Source organism: Streptomyces maremycinicus, from assembly GCF_001184025.1.
Lineage (GTDB): Bacteria > Actinomycetota > Actinomycetes > Streptomycetales > Streptomycetaceae > Streptomyces > Streptomyces maremycinicus.
Window position 1 is genome coordinate 399,743 of record NZ_BBYG01000016.1, and the last position, 18,004, is coordinate 417,746.

The window sequence follows — 18,004 nt, forward strand, 5'->3', positions numbered from 1 at the left end:
CGCTCACTCGTCGAGGTCGGGCAGCCGGGCCGGGGCCGGGCTGATGCGCTCGCCGTGCTGGTCGAAGACGAAGAGGTGGGCGATGTCGACGAGGAGCGGGACCTGCATCCCGTGCCGGAGGTCGAAGTCGGGGGTGGTGCGCACGACGAGGTCGCCGAGCGGCCGGGCCTCCGGGGACGCGGGCTGCCCGTCCCGCGCCGGCGGCTCGTCGAGTACGTCGACCGCACCGGTCCGCAGACCGCCCGCGCTCTTGCGCAGCCGGTCCAGGACCCCGCCCTCGCGGCGCCGGCGCCGGGGCGGCCGCTGGACGGGGCGCGGCGCCTCCAGCTCCGGCACGACGGCGAGCCGGGAGCCGGTGTTGAAGTGGACGAGCACCTCGTGGCCCTGGAACTCCACATGCTCCACCAGGCCGGTGATGTGCGTCTCGCCGGGCCTGGCCTCGGCGGGTGTGGCGATACGGACGGCTTCCGAGCGCAGCCCGACGATCACCTCGCGGCCCTGCTGCACCCGCAGCAGCTTGTGGTCCAGGGAGTGCGGCTCGGGCAGCCGCAGCGCCTGCTTGCCGAGGCTGATCGTCATGGCGCCGTCGAGCGGGGCGCGGACCAGGCCGCGCAGCAGGTTGATGCGCGGGGTGCCGATGAAGGCGGCGACGAAGACGTTGCGCGGCAGGGCGTAGACCGACCGCGGGGTGCCCACCTGCTGGAGGACTCCGCCGCGCAGGACGGCGACCCGGTCGCCGAGCGACATGGCCTCGGCCTGGTCGTGGGTGACGTAGACCGTGGTGACGCCCAGATGCCGGGTCAGCTTGGCTATCTCGGCCCGCAGATGGTTGCGGAGCTTGGCGTCGAGGTTGGACAGCGGCTCGTCCATCAGGAAGGCGGAGGGGTGCCGGGCGATGGCGCGGCCCATGGCGACGCGCTGGCGCTCGCCGCCGGAGAGCTGGCCGGGGAAGCGGTCGAGGAGGTCCTCGATGCCGAGCATCCGGGCGGTGGCGTTCACGCGGGGGCCCGGGTCGGCGCCGGGGGCCTCGATGCGCAGCGGGAAGCCGATGTTGTCGCGGCCGGTCATGTTCGGGTAGAGCGCGAAGTTCTGGAAGACCATCGCGATGTCCCGCTCCGAGGGCGCCAGGTCGTTGGCGTACTCGCCGTCGAGCCGTAACTCGCCCTCCGTGATGTGCTCCAGGCCGGCGATCATGCGCAGCACGGTGGACTTGCCGCAGCCGGAGGGGCCCAGCAGGACCAGGAACTCGCCGGGCGCGATGTCCAGCGACAGCCGGTCCACGACCCGGACGGCTCGGGTGTGGACCTTGCTGACGTCGTGCAACGAGATGGCGCGTGTCATGAGAAGTGTCCCCGGGGACTCGTGTGCCGGGCCGGCCCGGCCGGTGCTCCGCTGTCCGACCTGCCCCGTGCGGGTCGAACGGGGCTTGTGAGTCACGGAAGTTAACGGACTGTGTGCACCCGGGGGAAGAGACTGGCCCGGATCGGACGCCGCCGTCCGACAGGCGAGAAACCGGACTGTCTGATTCAGCGGCTGCCGGGCCCGCCGGCGGACGCCGGCGCGGCCACGGCGGCGGGTCAGCGGGTCGCCGTCAGATGGGCGAAGACGACGACGTTGCTGGTGTAGCCGGTCGCGTGCCGGAAGAGGCCGCCGCAGGTGAGGACGCGCAGCTCGGGACGGCGGGTCGGGCCGTACACCTCCTTGTCGGGGAAGGTGGCCTTGTCGAAGACGCGCACCCGGTCGACGGTGTAGACGGCCGTGCGGCCGTCGGCGCGCCGGGCCTCGATCCGGGCACCCCGGGCCACGCGTGCGAGGCCGGCGAAAACCGCCGGGCCGGTCCTGGTGTCGCGGTGGCCCACGGCGACGGCGGTGCCCCGCTCCCCCGGCGTGGGGCCGCCCGCGTACCAGCCCACCAGCTTGGGCCGGTCGAGCGGGGGCGTCCCGAGGTGCCGGTCCGGGCCGAGCCGGAGCGGGACGATCGGCGCGTCGATGCCCAGGGAGGGCACCCGCAGGCTGGTCGCCGGGGACCGGGGCAGCGGGCGGGGCGGCGGCTTCCGGCTCTCGGAGTCCTTCTTCCCCGCCGTCCGGCTCTCCTGGTCGGCGTCGCCCCCGGGGGCCGGGGCGGCCTGCGCCCCGGCGGACGCCTGCTCCCCGGCCCGGGCCTCCGTGACCGACCCGTCGTGCCCCGCGCACCGGACTCCGACCGTCACCAGGACGACCGTGAGCACGGCCGTCCTGGTGAGGCGGTAGGCGCGGGTCCGGTGCCAGGGCCTGCGTACGCGCCTACGCGGCACCGTGCGTGCGCCGGCGGATCAGGCGGAAGTAGGCGACACCGCCGACGGCCACCAGGCCGACGGCCGCGGCTCCGGCCAGCGGGGTGAAGGCCTGCGAGGTGTCGGCGAGACCGCCACCGCCCGCGTGCACGCCGCCCTCCGGGCCACCCTTCTCACCGTTCCACGCGGAGCCGCCCTGGGTGCCGCCTTCCCGCCCGCCGGAGCTCTGCGTGGTGCCGTTCTGCGCGGTGCCGTTCTGCGTGGTGCCGTTCTGGCCGCCGCCGTTCTGGCCGCCGCCGGCCTGGCCGTTCGGGGCGCCGGCTTCGCGGCCGTCGTCGGTGATCGGCCGGTTCGGGCCCCCGTTCCCGTCGCGCTGACCCTCAGGGCAGTTGATCTTGAAGACCTTCACCTTGGGCGAGGGGACCGGGACGCCCTCGACGGGGGCGAGGGTCCACTCGAGGGTGTACGACCCCTCGGCCAGCCCCAGCGTGTCGGTGTGCCCGGCACCCTGGGTCAGGGTGATGGTGCCGGTGACCGTGGCGGTGTCGGGGGCCGGGGGACGCGCCTTGATGGTGTAGGCGACGCTCGGCAGCTCGCCGAAGTTGGCGGCGTCGAGGTAGAAGCGGCAGGCCACCGGGTCGTCCTTCGAGACGCCCGGGGGGACCTGCTCGCGGTGGATCCTGATGTCACCGGCCTCCCCGACGGCCACGGCGGACGGTGCCGAGAGGCAGGTGAACCCTGCCGCGGCGAGCACCGTCAGGGCCGTGACGCCGAGGCGGGAGCCGAGGGCGGACGGGAGCGTCGAGCTGGACATGCGCATTCCTCCGAGTCAGGACGATTTTCATACAAATCGTTCTTGCACCTGACTCTCTTTCACATCGGCGCGCACGACTGTGGGAGCGGCGCCCGACGCGCCGTCAGACATCGCTCGACCGGCGCAACCCCGATCCGGACCGGCGCCGGGACACGGCGGCCCCCGGTTCCGTCTCCGCGGCCGCGTCCGTCCCGGCGTCCGCCTCGGTCCCCGTCCCCGCGGCCGCCGCCGCTTCCGCGTCCGCACGCGAGCGCACCGCCACCCCCGACGACACCAGCAACAGCACCCCCAGCATCAGGAACGGCGCGGCCACCCCCGCGGCCCCGGCCAGCAGCCCGGCCGCGGCGGGCGCGGCGACCTGGCCCAGCCGGTTGCCGGTCAGGCGCAGCGCGAGAGCGGTGGAGCGGGCGCCGTCGGGAGCCGCCTGGACGACGGTCGTCATGGACAGCGGCTGGCCGACGCCGAGGCAGAAGCCGAGCAGCGCGAGGAGCACGCCCAGCACCCGGACCGGCACGGGCAGCGCGATCCCGGCGCACAGCAGGGCCGCCAGCAGACAGGTCACGGTGAGCAGCGTCGTCCGGCCGAGCAGCCGCAACAGCGGGGTGAGGACGAGCCGGCAGGCTATGGAGGCCGCCGCGCGGACGCTGAGCAGGACCCCGATGACCGACGGCGCGATGCCCCGGTCCTCGCCGACCACCGGCAGATAGGCGGTGAGGATGTCGGTCGCCGACAGCACGGACAGGCTGATGAGGATGCCGGCGGGGACGCCACGGGCACGCAGGATGCGCCCGACGGGGACGCGTTCGCCTTGCTCCGTAGGGGACTTGGGGGTGCCGTCACGGTGTTCGATGCGCCACAGCGAGGTGAACGCGACCGCGCAGCCGGCGCCCGCGACCAGCAGGGCGAGGGCGCTGCCGGCCGCCCGGTCGGGCCCGCCGATCAGCGCGCCGGCGGCGACCGGACCGACCAGCTGGCCGAGCGAGGCGCCGATGGTGAAGTGGCCGAAGTTGCGGTCCTGTTCGTGCGGCGCGGACTGGCGGGCGACGAGCGACTGGGAGCCGATGACGAAGCAGAGATGGCCGAGGCCCATCACCCCGCTCCACAGGGCCATCGTCCAGAGGGAGCCGGCGACACCGCTCAGCACACAGCCGCCGGAGATGAGGACCACGCCGACGGGCAGCAGCGGCGCGCAGCGGCCGTGGTCGGTGCGGCGGCCGAGCGGTACGGCGGCGAAGAGCGGCAACAGGGCGTACACACCCGCGATGACGCCGATCGCCCGCTCGTCCGCGCCCAGCGCGAGGGCCCGGTAGGAGACGGCGGGCCGCGCCATCGACACCGCCCCCTGCGCGAAGCCGAAGGCGATGACGAGACGGAGCAGCCAGCCGCGGTTCCTGCCGGGCCTCACACGTTCCTCCATGGCGCGGTTCAGATGATCCCGAACAGGATGCCCGCGCCGAGGATCGCGAGGCAGGTGAGGGCGGCCCACTTGACCACGAACCTCGTGTGGTCGCCGAACTCGACCTTCGCCATGCCGACGAGGACGTAGACGGCCGGGACGAGCGGGCTCGACATGTGCAGGGGCTGCCCGACGAGCGAGGCGCGGGCCATCTCCAGCGGCGAGACACCGTGCGCCGCGCCGGCCTCGGCGAGGACCGGCAGGACACCGAAGTAGAAGCCGTCGTTCGACATGAAGTACGTGAGCGGGAGGCTCAGGACGCCGGTGACCAGGGCCATGTGCGGGCCCATGCCCTCCGGGATGACGTCCACCATCCACGTGGCCATGTGGTCGACCATGCCGGTGCCCTGGAGGACGCCGGTGAAGACCGCGGCGGCGAAGACCATGCCGGAGACGTTCAGGACGTTGTCGGCGTGGGCGGCGAGGCGGGCTTTCTGGTCCGGGATATGCGGGAAGTTGACGGTGAGGGCGAGGGCGGCACCGAGCAGGAACAGCACCGGGATCGGCATCCACTCCATGATCATGGAGGTGAGCAGCACGACCGTCAGCAGCGCGTTGAACCAGTACAGCTTGGGGCGCAGGGTGGCCCGGTGCGGGTCGAGGCCCTGGAAGTCGCCGTCGTCCTCGCGGGCACCGCCGCTCCCGCCCCGCGCGGCCGCGTCGGTACCGGAGCCGGAACCGCCCGTGCGGACGGGGGACTTGCCGTCGCCGGAGCCGCCGGCGCCCACCAGCACGGTCTCGGCCTCCTTCTCCTCGACCAGCACCTCGTCCAGCGTCAGCGTGCCGAGCCGGGCGCGCTCGCGGCGGCCGAGAACGTAGGAGAGGGCGATGACGAAGAGCAGGCCCACGGCCAGGGCCGGGATCATCGGCACGAAGATGTCGCTGGCGTCGAGCTTCAGAGCGGTCGCGGCACGAGCGGTCGGGCCGCCCCAGGGCAGCGTGTTCATCACGCCGTTGGCCATCGCCGCGACACCGGTCATCACGACCAGGCTCATCTTCAGGCGCTTGTACAGCGGGTACATCGCCGAGACGGTGATCATGAAGGTGGTGGAGCCGTCGCCGTCGAGGGAGACGATCGCGGCGAGCAGCGCCGTACCGATGACGATGCGCAGCGGATCGGCCTTGCAGAACTTCAGGATGCCCCGGACGATCGGGTCGAAGAGGCCGACGTCGATCATCACACCGAAGTAGACGATCGCGAACATGAGCATCGCCGCCGTGGGGGCGAGGCTGGTGACGCCGTCGATGACGTAGTCACCGAGTTCGGCGCCCTTCCCGACGAAGACACAGAACAGTGCCGGGATCAACACGAGCGCCGCGATCGGCGACATCTTCTTCAGCATGATCAGGACCAGGAAGGTCGCGATCATGGCGAAGCCGAGGATGGTCAGCATGAGTGGATACCTAACGTTCGCCCTTGAACATCCCACCTGGGGGTCGGCGGTGGGTTGACGTTAGGTCCGTTCAAACGGTGTTAACAAGACGTTGACCCGCGAGCAATAAGCGCAAAAGTCCAGGTCACAGCTTTGCTCAGCTCAGTGGGCCGGTACGGGGACAAGTTCCACCGGCACTCCGTTGAGCACGGCGTTGCCCGACAGGGGGTCCAGCAGGCTGCCGTCGAGGAGCTGGTTGACGTTGACGCCGGGGTCGGCGGCGGCATGGCTGAGGCGGGTGCCGGGCCGGTCGTGGCCCCAGCCGTGCGGCAGGCTGACCACGCCCCGGCGGACGCCGTCGGTGACCTCGGCCGGCGCGGTGACCTCTCCCCCGGCGCCCTTGACCCGGACCGCGGCGCCGTCGACCACACCGAGCCGTTCGGCGTCCTCGGGGTGGATGTGCAGGGTGCAGCGGTTGGTGCCGCCGGTGAGCGCGGGGACGTTGTGCATCCAGCTGTTGTTGGACCGCAGATGGCGCCGGCCGACCAGGACGAGTGCGTCGGGCTGCCGCAGCAGTCCCTCCCGCAGCCGCGGGAGGTCGTCGACGATCGGCCGCGGCAGCAGTTCGATCCGCCCGCTGCGCGTCTTCAGCGGCTGGGGCAGGCGGGGTCGCAGCGGCCCGAGGTCGATGCCGTGCGGGTGGGCGAGCAGCCGGTCCAGGCCGAGTCCGTCCGGGCGGATGCCGAAGCCGTCGCCGTAGGGGCCGAGGCGCAGCATCATGTCGAGCCGGCGCTCGGGACCGGTCTCGCCGGTGAGCTGTGCGGCGAGCTCGCGCGGATCGCGGCCGTGCACGGGCGAGTGCGGCTCCTGCACCGCCTTGCCGAGGGTCTGGCCGATGACCAGGTCGTCCACGGCGGAGGGGTCGGCACCGTGCATTCCGGTGGCGGCCAGGGTCAGCCGGGCGAGGATCTCGGTCTCGGCCATCCGGCCGGGTTCGAGCGGGACGGCCGGCCGGCTGTAGCGGACCTGGTTGCGCACGGCGAGGGTGTTGAAGGCGAAGTCGTGGTGGGGGCTCTGCGAGGGCGGCGGCGGGGGCAGCACCACGTCGGCGTGCCGGGAGGTCTCGTTGAGGTAGGGGTCGACGCTGACCATGAAGTCGAGGGAGTCGAGGGCCTTGTCGAGCCGGTCCCCGTCCGGGGCGGACAGGACGGGGTTGGCGGCCACGGCGACGAGCGCACGGATCGGCTCGCCCTCCTCCGTCGCGGTGTCGATCTCCTCGGCGAGCGCCGACAGCGGCAGTTCGCCCTTGGCCTCCGGGTGGCGGCTCACCCGGGAGTGCCAGCGCGCGAGCCGGAAGCCGTGGCCGGGACCGGCCGGGCGGGGTGTGCGGTCGGTGGCGGCCTGCGGGAAGAGCGCGCCGCCGGGCCGGTCCAGGTTGCCGGTGAGGATGTTGAGGACGTCGACGAGCCAGCTGGCGAGGGTGCCGTAGGGGACCGTGCAGCTGCCGATGCGGCCGTAGACGGCGGCGGTGGGGGCGGCGGCGAGTTCACGGGCCAGGGTGCGGATGAGCGGGGCGTCCACGTCACAGGCGGCGCTCACCGCTTCGGGGGTGAACTCCCTCACGGCCTCGGCGAGTTCCTCGAGGCCTTCGAGGTGGGGTGCCGTCTCGCCGGGATCGACGAGGAGTTCCTCGAAGAGCACCTGGGCCATCGCGGCGAGCAGCAGCGCGTCGGTCCCCGGCCGGATGGCGATGTGCCGGTCGGCGAGCTTCGCGGTGCGGGTGCGGCGCGGGTCGATGACGGTGAGGGTGCCGCCGCGGGCCTTGAGCGCCTTGAGCTTGCCGGGGAAGTCGGCGGCGGTGCACAGACTCCCGTTGGACTCCAGCGGGTTGGCGCCGATGAGCAGCAGGTGGTCGGTGTGGTCGAGGTCCGGCACCGGGATCGCGTTGGCGTCGCCGTAGAGCAGTCCGCTGGAGACGTGCTTGGGCATCTGGTCGACCGTGGAGGCGGTGAAGAGGCTGCGGGTGCCGAGGCCGGCGATCAGCACGGCCGGGTAGAGCGCGCCGGCCATCGTGTGCACGTTGGGGTTGCCGAGGACGACTCCGACGGAGTGCGGCCCGTACCGCTCGACGACCGGCCGGATCCCGGCGGCCACGGCGTCGAAGGCCTCCTCCCAGGTGGCCTCGCGCAGCTCGCCGTCCCGGCGCACCAGGGGCGTCCGCAGCCGGTCGGGGTCCCCGTCGACGGCGCCGAAGGAGGCACCCTTGGGGCAGATGAACCCCTTGCTGAAGACGTCGTCCCGGTCGCCGCGGGCGCCGGTGACCTTCGTCCCCTCGATGGTGAGCGTCAGCCCGCAGGTGGCCTCGCACAACGGGCAGATTCGCAGGGCGGTGCGGGACACGGGTCCTCCTGGGGCAGGGCGTCGGCGATGACGCGCGGGCTGCCACCGAGCATACCGACCGGTATGAACGGAGGGGAGGGGTCGCGGGGGTCACGGCCGAAACCCGCGGAGAGCGCGAGGGATCCCGGTCGGCGCACCCCCGCGGGACGGCTCAGTCCAGCACTCTCGCCAGATAGGCGCGCAGCAGCTCCCGGATCTCGGCGATGACCTTCGGGTCGCCCTCCGGATCCACCCGGAAGGCGAGCTGGACCAGGGTGTCCGCGGTCTCCACGGCGATCAGGAAGATGCGGCGCAGGTCGTCGTCGGGCTCGCGGACGAGGTGGGCGGAGAGCAGTTCGGTGAGGCGGTCGGCGACCCGGTGATTGGGTTCGGCGTGCCGGGCGCCGACCGGGATCTGGTTGCCGAAGTCGACGAGGGAGAACCCGGGCGCGGTGTGCTTCATGGCCAGGTACTCGTCGAGCACGGCGTCCATGGCGGCCCGCCAGTCGCCTTGGCGCGCCCCCTTCAGCCGCTCGGTGACGCGCTCGGAGTAGCGCTCGAGGTTGCGCTGCGCGAGCGCGTCGGCCATCTGCCGTTTGTTGCCGAAGAAGCGGTAGACGGAGCCGATGGGAACGCCGGCGCGCTCGGCGACGGCCCGGGTGCTCAGGCCGTCGTAGCCGACCTCGTCCAGCAGGTCGGCACAGGCGTCGAGGATTCTGGTCAGCCGTTCGGCGCTGCGCCGCTGCACGGGCGCACGACGGAGCGATGTCGCTTGGGGCACGGAGCTCATGATGCCTTTCCGTCGCGGCGGGGTGAACCTCACCCCTCGGTACGGAGAAAGATGCCCGATGCACTCAACGGGGAGCACGCCGGAGGGAGGGAACCGCTCAGGGCGAGGGCTCCGACGCGGTGATGTACGCCGTGCTCTCCACCGGCTTGCCGTCCACCGCCCACACCGTGCCGTCGTCCGCGTACAGCCGGGCGGTGACCTGGTGGGTGCCGTGCGGGAGGTAGCCGGCCGGGATGCGGTAGGACGGGGCGCGCAGGTCGGCGACCGGCTGGTCGTCCACGTAGAGCCGGGCGGCGCCGCGGCCGTGGGCCGCCGCCGCCTTCGCCGCGGTGGGCGTGAACCGGAAGTTCTCCACCTTCAGGCGGACGTCCCAGCTGCCGTCGTCCTCGGGCTCCACCTCGACACCGACCTCGGGTGCCCCCTTCTTCCCCACCTCGCGGTAGTGCCGCCCTTCGCCGTCCGTGTCCTCGAGTACCTTGCCCACCGGCGAGGGCGAGACCGACACCGCGGTCGCCGCGTCCCCCCGGTCATGGGCGTCACTGGTGCCGCAGCCAGCGGATCCGGTCAACAGCAGGACACAGACCGCGGCCACGGCGAGGCTTCCGCGCGTCCACGACATGCGGGGGAGCGTAGAACAACGGACCGACACGCGGATCCCCCTGGAGTCTGGTTCCGGCCGTCTTGATCGTCCTACGGGAGGAGGACGGGCGCATCTCTTGCGCGGGGGAAACCGCAATCCTACGGTGATACACAGGAATGAGCGGGCGCGCCGACCGGGGCGCCGGAGGGAGCGATCATGAGCAGCGGGGACGCGCGCAGGACGGCCGGGGGCCTGAGCTATCTTTCCGGGTTCGGCAACGAGCACGTCTCCGAGGCACTGCCGGGAGCCCTGCCCGACGGCCGTAACTCGCCGCAGCGCGCGCCCCTCGGCCTGTACGCGGAACAGCTCAGCGGGACCGCGTTCACCGAGCCGCGCGCCCACAACCGCCGCTCGTGGCTCTACCGGATCCGCCCGTCCGCCGCGCACCCGGCGTTCACCCGCGTCGACGACGGCGCTCTGCGCACCGGCCCGTTCACGGAGACGGTCCCCGACCCCAACCGGCTGCGCTGGGACCCGCTGCCCGAGCCGGCGGCGGGCACGGACTTCCTCGCCGGGCTGTGGACCCTCGGCGGCAACGGCGACGCCACCCAGCGCACCGGCATGGCCGTGCACCTGTACCACGCGAACACCTCCATGGAGCGCGTGTTCGGTGACGCCGACGGTGAGCTGCTGATCGTCCCCGAGCACGGCGGGCTGCTGCTGCGCACGGAGTTCGGGCTGCTGCGCGCCGAGCCCGGCGAGGTGGCGCTCGTCCCGCGCGGGGTCCGCTTCCGCGTCGAGCTGCTGGACGCCTCCGCCCGCGGCTACGTCTGCGAGAACTACGGCGCGCCCTTCCGACTCCCCGACCTCGGCCCGATCGGCGCCAACGGCCTCGCCAACCCCCGCGACTTCCGCGCGCCCGTCGCCGCGTACGAGGACGTCGAGGCTCCGGTGGAGGTGGTCGCCAAGTACTGCGGCCACCTCTGGAGCGCGACCTACGACCACTCCCCCCTCGACGTGGTCGCCTGGCACGGCAACCATCTGCCGTACGTCTACGACCTGCGCCGGTTCAACGTCATCGGGACCATCTCCTACGACCACCCGGACCCGTCGATCTTCACGGTGCTGACCTCCCCGTCCGACACCCCCGGTCTGGCCGGGGTCGACTTCGTGGTCTTCGCGCCGCGCTGGCTGGTGGGCGAGGACACCTTCCGGCCGCCGTACTTCCACCGCAACGTGATGAGCGAGTACATGGGCCTGATCGAGGGCGCGTACGACGCCAAGACGGCCGGAAAGGGCGGCTTCGTGCCGGGCGGCGGCTCCCTGCACAACATGATGTCGGCGCACGGCCCGGACCGTGAGACCTTCGACCGGGCGAGCACCGCCGAGCTCGGCCCGCAGAAGATCGACGACGGGCTGGCGTTCATGTTCGAGACCCGCTGGCCGCTCACCCTCACCCCGCACGCGGCCGGGGCGGACCACCTCCAGCAGCGCTACGACGACGTCTGGCGGGGCCTCGAACGCCACTTCCGTCCGTCCGGCGGGGCGCCCGAGGGACGATCCGACGGAACGTCCGACGAGAGGTCCGGCGGGACGTCGCACCGAGCGGCGCCGATCGGTACGGACGGCCCGTGACCGCCTTCGCCCCGGACTCGATCGTCCTCACCCGCAAGCTGCCGCTGTGGTACCAGGTGTCGCAGTCGCTGCGCGCCTCGATACTCGGCCGCTCCCCGCAGGACCCGCTCCGGCTGCCCACCGAGGAGCAGTTGGCGGTTCACTTCGGGGTGAGCGTGCTGACCATGCGACAGGCGCTGAAGGAGCTGGAGGAGGAGGGGCTGATCACCCGGCACCGCCGGCGGGGCACGTTCATCGTGCCGAGCGCGCGGCGGGGCGCCCCGGTCCGCCTCCTCGGCTCGGTCGACGCGATCGTGGCCCAGCAGTCCGCCATGACCACCGAACTCCTCGGCCACGGCCGCACGGCGGTCCCCGCCGAGGTCGCCGAGTACTTCCCGGACCTGACCGAGGTGGCGTCGTACCACCGGCTGCGGAGCGACGAGGACACGGGTGAGCCGACCAACCACGCCCGCAACTACGTCCGCCCCGAACTCGCCGCCCGGATCGGCCCCGACGACCTGGTCCACCGGCCCATGACGAAGGTGCTGCGCGACCTCGCGGGCGTGGAGATCGGCCGGATCACGGACACCGTCGAGGCCCGGCTGGCGGACCCGGAGACCGCCCGGCTGCTCAGGGTCCCGCTGCTCAGCCCGATCCTGCGCTGCACCGGCGTCATCCACGACACCGGCGGGCAGGTCCTCGACGTCGCCGTCATCCACTACCGGGGCGACCGTTTCTCCTTCACGGTCACGCTCGACGCGACGTGACCGGCCAGGGGCGACCCGTCGTACGATGCCCAGCGTGACGCCCGACGACGCTCCGCCGCTGGCGGACCTCATGCCGTGGTCCGTCGCACCGCCGCGGCTCGGCCGGGGGTGGCCGACGGACCCCGACCCGGCTTCCCTGAAAGCCCGCTGGGCCGCCCTGGTGAAGGCCGAGGGCCCACACCGCGAGGCCCTCTTCGAACCGACCCGCTCCCGCACCCTGCGCACGGCGGTCGGCCAGCTGCCCGGGCACTTCGGCGGCACGGAGAAGCTCGTGCGCGCCGAGGGTCCCTGCCCCGAGCCGGTGCGGGTGCTGACCGCGCCCTTCGACGAGCACTGGCTCATCCCCGACCACCGGCTGATCGACGCGGCCCGCCCGGAGCTGTGGCGGGTGGCGGACGAGCACCAGGTCTTCGTGGTGGAGACGCCGTCCCCGCCGGGCCCGCCCCTGCTCGCGACCTCCCTGATCCCGCTGGCGCGCCCCGGCCGGGTCCGCCCGCTGTACCGGCGCCCCGGCGGCGCGGAACCGAACCTGGCGCCCGGCCTGCTGGAGCACCTCGGCCACTCCCCCGATCCGGTGGACTTCCTGGCCTGGACCCTGACCGCCGTCCGCGCCGATCTCACCGTCCCGCTCACCCGGGACCCCGGACTCTGGGCCCGGGGCGTGGAACTGGGCCGCCGCGCCCTGTGGCTGCTCCGCCGCGACGGCGACCGCCCGCGGCTCCCCGGCGGCCGCCGCCCCTACGTCCGCGCCCCGCTGCCGAGCCTGCCCCTGACCCTGCACTACGACCGCGACGAGGAGACCCTGCACCTCGACGGCGGCCGGATCTCCCCGGTCCCGCCGGCCGCCTGGGACTTCACGGCCGGCGGGGTCCGCGTCCTGGAGCAGTGGTTCGCGGCCCGCACGGCGGAGCCCGGGCCGGGCGGCCTCGCCGCGATCCGCCCGACGGCCTGGCCGCAGACCTGGACGTCCGAACTCCTCGAACTGATCACGGTGTCGGCCCTGTTCGCGGAGACGCGCGCACGGCAGGAGGAGTTGACGGTGCCGGACACGGTCACGGCGAAGGAACTGCGCGCGGCGGGCGTCCTGCCGGTCCCGGATCAGGCCCGGCACCCGGCCACGGTCCTCGACCACCACGAGGAGGGCCCGGAGGGCCAGTTCGCCCTGATCTAGCATCCCCCCATGGACCAGAGCCCCCCGCCGTCACCCCCGCCCCTGGAGGGCCTCACCGTCGTCGCCGTCGAACAGGCGGTCGCGGCGCCGTTCGCCACCCGGCAGCTCGCCGATCTCGGCGCCCGCGTGATCAAGGTCGAGCGGATCGACGGCGGCGACTTCGCCCGCGGCTACGACACCGCCGCCGCCGGCCTCGCCTCGCACTTCGTGTGGTGCAACCGGGGCAAGGAGTCCATCGCGCTGGACCTCAAGGACCCGCGCGGCCTCGACGTCGTACGCCGGCTGATCGCCGACGCGGACGTGTTCGTGCAGAACCTCGCGCAGGGCGCGGCGGCCCGGCTGGGGCTGGACGCGGCCACCCTGTGCGCGGCGCATCCACGGCTGATCGCCGTCGACATCTCCGGGTACGGGGCGAGCGGACCGTACGCGGACAAGCGGGCGTACGACATGCTCGTGCAGTGCGAGGCGGGGCTGGTGTCGGTGACCGGGACGCCCGAGCAGCCGGTCAAGGCGGGGATCCCGGCGGCGGACATCGCGGCGGCCATGTACGCCTTCTCGGGTGTGCTGGCGGCCCTGGTACGGCGCGGCACGACCGGGCGGGGCGGGCCGGTGGAGGTGTCGATGCTGGAGGCGCTCGCGGAGTGGATGGGACATCCCCTGCACCACACGATGCACGGCGGCGCCGCCCCGGCCCGCACCGGGCTCGCGCACGCGGTGATCGCGCCCTACGACGCCTACCCCACCGCCGACGGCGGGCGGGTGCTGCTCTCCGTGCAGAACGACCGGGAGTGGCGGCGGCTCGCCGAACACGTCATGGGCCGGCCCGGTCTGGGGACCGATCCGGCCTACGCGACGAACGCGGCGAGGGTGGCGAACCGGGAACGCACGGACGCGCTGGTGGCCGCGGCCCTGGGCGTCCTGGACACCGACGAGGCGCTCGCCCGGCTGGAGGGAGCGGGCATCGCGTGCGCGCGCCTGAGGGATCTGCGCGAACTGGCGGAGCATCCGCAGCTGGCGGCCCGGGAGCGGTGGCGGGAGGTGGGGACGCCGGTCGGGCCGCTGCGTGCGCTGCTGCCTCCGATCACGCTGCCGGGCGGGGCGGAGGCACTGATGGGAGACGTGCCCGCGCTCGGGGAGCACACCGGAGCGCTGCTGCGTGCCGTGGGGATGACGGACGAGGAGATCGCAGCGCTGCGCCGGGACGGTGTGGCCGCCTGAGCGCGGGACTCAGTACGTGAGGACGCGCCGGCCGGTCAGTGCTTGTGGCCTCCGAACAGCGAACGCCGCAGTCGGCGCAGCGGCGCGAAGAGCGAGACACGGCTCACCCGTGCCCTCGTCGTCTTGGGGCCGTGGCCACGCGCGGGCTCACGCGCGGTCAGCTCCCGCATGAGCGAGGTCGCCTCGAGCGTCTCGCGCTGCGGTATGGCGGGGCCCGCCAGCACCGAGAGATGGCGGTCGAGGCGCGAACTGGTCGCACTGCTCCCGCAGGTGATCGCAGGAACCCGCGCCCTGCTGTGCATCGTTATCTGTTCCATGTCACTCCCCACCCGTACGAGTCCACCCGGCCCGGGCAGGGTAACCCTATCGCCCCGTCGAGGCACACATGTATCGAGCTCACAGGATTCACCTTCCCCGTAAGGGGGTTGACGACTCCTTCCTGATTACTCTCCGAATCCAACCGATTTCAGGGTGAGTTGGACAACTGGCTGCGTAGTGGGCTGTGGTGATCCTCCGTCGGGCTCGACGGTCACAGCGAGTGATGTCGCGACCTTGTCGAGACCGGTCGCGACCAAGGGCGTGTCGGGGTCGAAGAGCCCGAGGGAGCGTGGTTGCGCGTCGGGGCGCATGAGCCACAGCTGATGCACCTGTCCGGTGGGCAGCTTCCCGTATCCGCTGAGGGTGACGACCGCCTGTCCCTCCGCGGCGGAGGCGACCACTCCGATACTGCGGCCCTGCGCGTCCTTCCCGGTGCTCGCCCGCGCGTCGGGAGCTGCCAGAACGTGGGCGATCTCACGCGCCCGGTCGCGCTCGGCGTTCAGTTCGTCCTGGGCTCGACCGGCCTGGACGGCGAAGAGCGAGGCGACGACGAGAGCCGCCGCGGCGGTGGCCGTGGCGAACGGCACGAACAACGGGCGGCGCGCGCGGGGCGCACGGGAGCGTCCCGGCGGCGACTGCGTGCCCCAGACGTGCGGGGGCAGTTGGGGGGCGTACTCCCTGCCCGGCGCGCGGGAGGACTCCTGCGGAGTCCTCTGCACGGCCGCGAGGACCCGGCTGCGCAGGTGGGCCGGTGGCTCCGCGGCCTGGGACCAGGCCAGCCGGACGGCGTCCTCGGCCAGTGCCCGCACCTCGGCCGCGCAGCGGTCACAGCCCGTCAGATGCTTCTCGAAGCGGCGCCGCTCGTCGGGTTCGAGGGCGTCCAGGGCGTAGGGGGCGGCCAGCGAGTGCAGGTCCTCGCGGCGGAACAGGCCGAGCACACTCATGCGGCACCTCCCAGGCAGTCGCGCAGCCGCGTGAGTCCGTCACGCATACGGGTCTTCACCGTGCCCAGCGGCAGAGACAGACGGTCGGCCACCTCACGGTACGTGTAGCCGTCGTAGTAGGCGAGGGTGACGGACTGACGCTGGAGCGCCGTCAGCCGGTCGAGGCAGCGGCGGACCAACTGGCGTTCCAGACCCGCCTCGACCTCCTCGGCGACCTGGTCGAAGGCGGGGTCGTGGTACCGCGAGGCCTCACGCTGCTCGCGGTCGACGGCCGCGCGGGCGCTGCGCACCCGGTCGACGGCGCGGCGGTGCGCGAGGGTGAGGATCCAGGAGAGGGCGCTGCCCCGGCTCGGGTCGAAGCGGCCGGCCGAGCGCCAGGTCTCCAGGAGCACCTCCTGGGCGACCTCCTCCGACTGTGCGGGATCCCGCACGACCCGGCGCACGAGCCCGAACACGGGCCCCGACACCAGTCCGTAGAGCTGTTCGAATGCGCGCTGGTCGCCCCCCGCCACGAGCACCATGAGCTCGTCCGCCTCCATGCGGTCCCCCTCCCTGCGGCCGCCACACCCGGGCCGCCCCGTCACACCAGGCATTCGCAACGAACACACCTCCGGATGGGGGGTACGTATCGAAGCGCCGAAAACGCGGGTGAGCAGGAAAGAAAAAGTTTTTGGGATCCGACCAATCCGAACCCGCCCCCCGCTCCGTATCACTGTCCGTCAGGCAACTTGGCACAGAGGACGGACGGCATGACAGCTTTCTCCATGAGCGGCAACGGACGCAGGAGCGTCGCGACCCTCGTCTGCGGTGCGTTGGCCGCCGGGGGGCTCGCAGCCGCCGGCGTGGCCACGCTGGTGCCGGGGGCGGCCCACGCCTCCAGCCACCGTGAGGCCCCCCTCATCTCGGGTACCCCGCAGTACGACAACACCGACGTGTACGCCTTCGTGAGCCCCGACCACGCGGACACGACGACGATCGTCGCCAACTGGATCCCCTTCGAGGAGCCGGCCGGCGGTCCCAACTTCTTCCCGTTCGCCGAGGACGCCCAGTACGACCTGCACATCGACAACAACGGTGACGCGAAGGAGGATCTGACCTTCCGCTACACCTTCAAGACGCATGTGAAGAACAAGAAGACGTTCCTCTACAACACGGGAGTCGTCGAGAGCCTCGACGACGCCGACCTGAACATCACGCAGACGTACGACCTCGAGCTGATCAAGTCCAAGAAGGGCAAGGTCCAGCACGAGACGAAGATCGCGGACGATGTGCCGGTGGCGCCGTCGAACGTGGGCAAGGCCTCGATGCCCGACTACGCCAAGCTGCGCGACCACGCGATCTACAAGCTCCCCAACGGCGCCAAGACCTTCGCGGGTCAGGCCGACGACCCGTTCTTCCTGGACCTGCGCGTCTTCGACCTGCTGTACGGCGGTGACCTCTCCGAGGTCGGCAACGACACGCTCAAGGGCTACAACGTCAACTCGATCGCGCTCCAGGTCCCGAGCGACATGATCACCGAGTCGAAGCACCAGCCGATCGTCGGCATCTGGTCGACCACCCAGCGCGAGAACGCCCAGGGCCACTACTCGCAGGTCTCGCGTCTCGGCATGCCGCTGGTCAACGAGGTCGTCAACCCGATCAAGGACAAGGACAAGTTCAACGCGTCCGAGCCCAAGGACGACGGCCAGTTCCTGAAGAACGTCACCAACCCCGAGCTGCCGAAGCTCATAGAGGCGATCTACAAGATCAAGGCGCCGGCCGAGCCGCGCAACGACCTCGTCGACGTGTTCCTGAAGGGCGTCAAGGGCCTCAACCAGCCCCCGTACGTGACGCCGTCGGAGGAGCTGCGCCTCAACACCTCGATCAAGCCCACCGCCAGCCCCAAGCGGCTCGGTGTCCTCGACGGCGACAACGCGGGCTTCCCGAACGGCCGCCGCCTCACCGACGACGTGATCGACGCCTCGCTCCAGGTCGTCGAGGGTGAGCTGGTCGGTTCCAAGAACGACCTGGGCGACGCGGTCGACAAGAACGACAAGTCCTTCGAGAAGTACTTCCCGTACGTGGCCCTGCCCACCGAGGGCTCGCGCGGCGCGACCGCCAAGACCGAGGCGGCCACCCGCAGCCAGCTCGGTGACGCCCTCTCCGGCTCGACCGGCAACACCACCCTCATCGCCTCCTCCGCGGGCGCCGGCGCCGCCGGGATCCTGCTGATCGGCGGCGGCCTGATGTGGTGGCGCGGACGGCGGCGGGCCTACTAGGCCCTCCTCCTGAGGACGGCCCCAGGGGGCCCTCCTCGTGAACGGGCCG

At 72.5% G+C, this 18,004-nt stretch carries 15 protein-coding genes and 1 pseudogene; 5 read left to right on the forward strand and 11 right to left on the reverse strand.

Going from position 1 to position 18,004, the window contains the following annotated elements; genetic code table 11:
- Positions 1 to 3: 3 nt before the first annotated feature.
- The 8 genes from AOQ37_RS25060 to AOQ37_RS25095 form a co-directional block, all read right to left on the reverse strand.
- Positions 4 to 1,341, reverse strand: coding sequence for an ABC transporter ATP-binding protein (locus AOQ37_RS25060; RefSeq protein WP_062647070.1), 1,338 nt, complete (start codon positions 1,339 to 1,341; stop codon positions 4 to 6).
- A gap of 236 nt (positions 1,342 to 1,577) precedes the next feature.
- Positions 1,578 to 2,294 (reverse strand): class F sortase, encoded by a 717-nt coding sequence (locus tag AOQ37_RS25065; protein ID WP_062647071.1) that lies wholly within the window; start codon positions 2,292 to 2,294, stop codon positions 1,578 to 1,580.
- The gene (locus AOQ37_RS25070; protein ID WP_062647073.1) at positions 2,284 to 3,087 is read right to left on the reverse strand and encodes a hypothetical protein; all 804 of its coding nucleotides are present in this window, start codon (positions 3,085 to 3,087) and stop codon (positions 2,284 to 2,286) included. The genes AOQ37_RS25065 and AOQ37_RS25070 overlap by 11 nt, the downstream gene beginning before the upstream one ends.
- Positions 3,088 to 3,190: 103 nt before the next feature.
- Entirely contained in the window at positions 3,191 to 4,492 is a 1,302-nt protein-coding gene (locus tag AOQ37_RS25075) for an MFS transporter (protein WP_062647240.1), read from the reverse strand.
- Positions 4,493 to 4,512: 20 nt separating this feature from the next.
- Complete coding sequence (locus tag AOQ37_RS25080) at positions 4,513 to 5,937, reverse strand: CitMHS family transporter (protein ID WP_062647075.1); 1,425 nt, start codon at positions 5,935 to 5,937, stop codon at positions 4,513 to 4,515.
- A 141-nt stretch (positions 5,938 to 6,078) separates the two neighbouring features.
- Complete coding sequence (locus AOQ37_RS25085) at positions 6,079 to 8,316, reverse strand: molybdopterin oxidoreductase family protein (RefSeq protein ID WP_062647077.1); 2,238 nt, start codon at positions 8,314 to 8,316, stop codon at positions 6,079 to 6,081.
- A gap of 151 nt (positions 8,317 to 8,467) precedes the next feature.
- On the reverse strand, positions 8,468 to 9,085 hold the full coding sequence (locus tag AOQ37_RS25090; RefSeq protein ID WP_062647078.1) for a TetR/AcrR family transcriptional regulator: 618 nt from the start codon (positions 9,083 to 9,085) through the stop codon (positions 8,468 to 8,470).
- 97 nt (positions 9,086 to 9,182) lie between these two features.
- A complete protein-coding gene (locus tag AOQ37_RS25095) occupies positions 9,183 to 9,704 on the reverse strand; it encodes a hypothetical protein (protein WP_234436995.1) in 522 nt (173 codons plus the stop codon).
- Positions 9,705 to 9,881: 177 nt separating this feature from the next.
- Between AOQ37_RS25095 and hmgA the strand changes: the two are divergent.
- The 4 genes and pseudogenes from hmgA to AOQ37_RS25115 all read left to right on the forward strand — a co-directional run.
- Positions 9,882 to 11,201 (forward strand): annotated as a pseudogene (hmgA, locus tag AOQ37_RS25100) (homogentisate 1,2-dioxygenase); the annotation flags it as partial.
- A gap of 95 nt (positions 11,202 to 11,296) precedes the next feature.
- The gene (locus AOQ37_RS25105; protein WP_062647082.1) at positions 11,297 to 12,046 is read left to right on the forward strand and encodes a GntR family transcriptional regulator; all 750 of its coding nucleotides are present in this window, start codon (positions 11,297 to 11,299) and stop codon (positions 12,044 to 12,046) included.
- Positions 12,047 to 12,071: 25 nt separating this feature from the next.
- Entirely contained in the window at positions 12,072 to 13,217 is a 1,146-nt protein-coding gene (locus AOQ37_RS25110) for a type ISP restriction/modification enzyme (RefSeq protein WP_062647084.1), read from the forward strand.
- Between the two features lie 9 nt (positions 13,218 to 13,226).
- Complete coding sequence (locus AOQ37_RS25115; protein WP_062647086.1) at positions 13,227 to 14,435, forward strand: CaiB/BaiF CoA transferase family protein; 1,209 nt, start codon at positions 13,227 to 13,229, stop codon at positions 14,433 to 14,435.
- A 35-nt stretch (positions 14,436 to 14,470) separates the two neighbouring features.
- On the opposite strand, the gene AOQ37_RS25120 is transcribed toward AOQ37_RS25115, so the two are convergent.
- The 3 genes from AOQ37_RS25120 to AOQ37_RS25130 all read right to left on the reverse strand — a co-directional run bounded on the left by AOQ37_RS25120 (position 14,471) and on the right by AOQ37_RS25130 (position 16,236).
- Positions 14,471 to 14,752, reverse strand: a complete 282-nt coding sequence (locus AOQ37_RS25120) for a hypothetical protein (protein ID WP_062647087.1) — start codon at positions 14,750 to 14,752, stop codon at positions 14,471 to 14,473.
- 126 nt (positions 14,753 to 14,878) lie between these two features.
- Positions 14,879 to 15,697, reverse strand: coding sequence for an anti-sigma factor (locus AOQ37_RS25125; RefSeq protein WP_062647089.1), 819 nt, complete (start codon positions 15,695 to 15,697; stop codon positions 14,879 to 14,881).
- Positions 15,694 to 16,236: a sigma-70 family RNA polymerase sigma factor gene (locus tag AOQ37_RS25130; RefSeq protein ID WP_062647091.1), complete on the reverse strand. Its 543-nt coding sequence runs from the start codon at positions 16,234 to 16,236 to the stop codon at positions 15,694 to 15,696. Before AOQ37_RS25130 ends, AOQ37_RS25125 begins: the two co-directional genes overlap by 4 nt.
- Before the next feature lie 210 nt (positions 16,237 to 16,446).
- Here AOQ37_RS25130 and AOQ37_RS25135 point away from each other — a divergent pair, with 210 nt between their 5' ends.
- Entirely contained in the window at positions 16,447 to 17,955 is a 1,509-nt protein-coding gene (locus tag AOQ37_RS25135; protein WP_199825077.1) for a DUF4331 domain-containing protein, read from the forward strand.
- Positions 17,956 to 18,004: the final 49 nt, after the last annotated feature.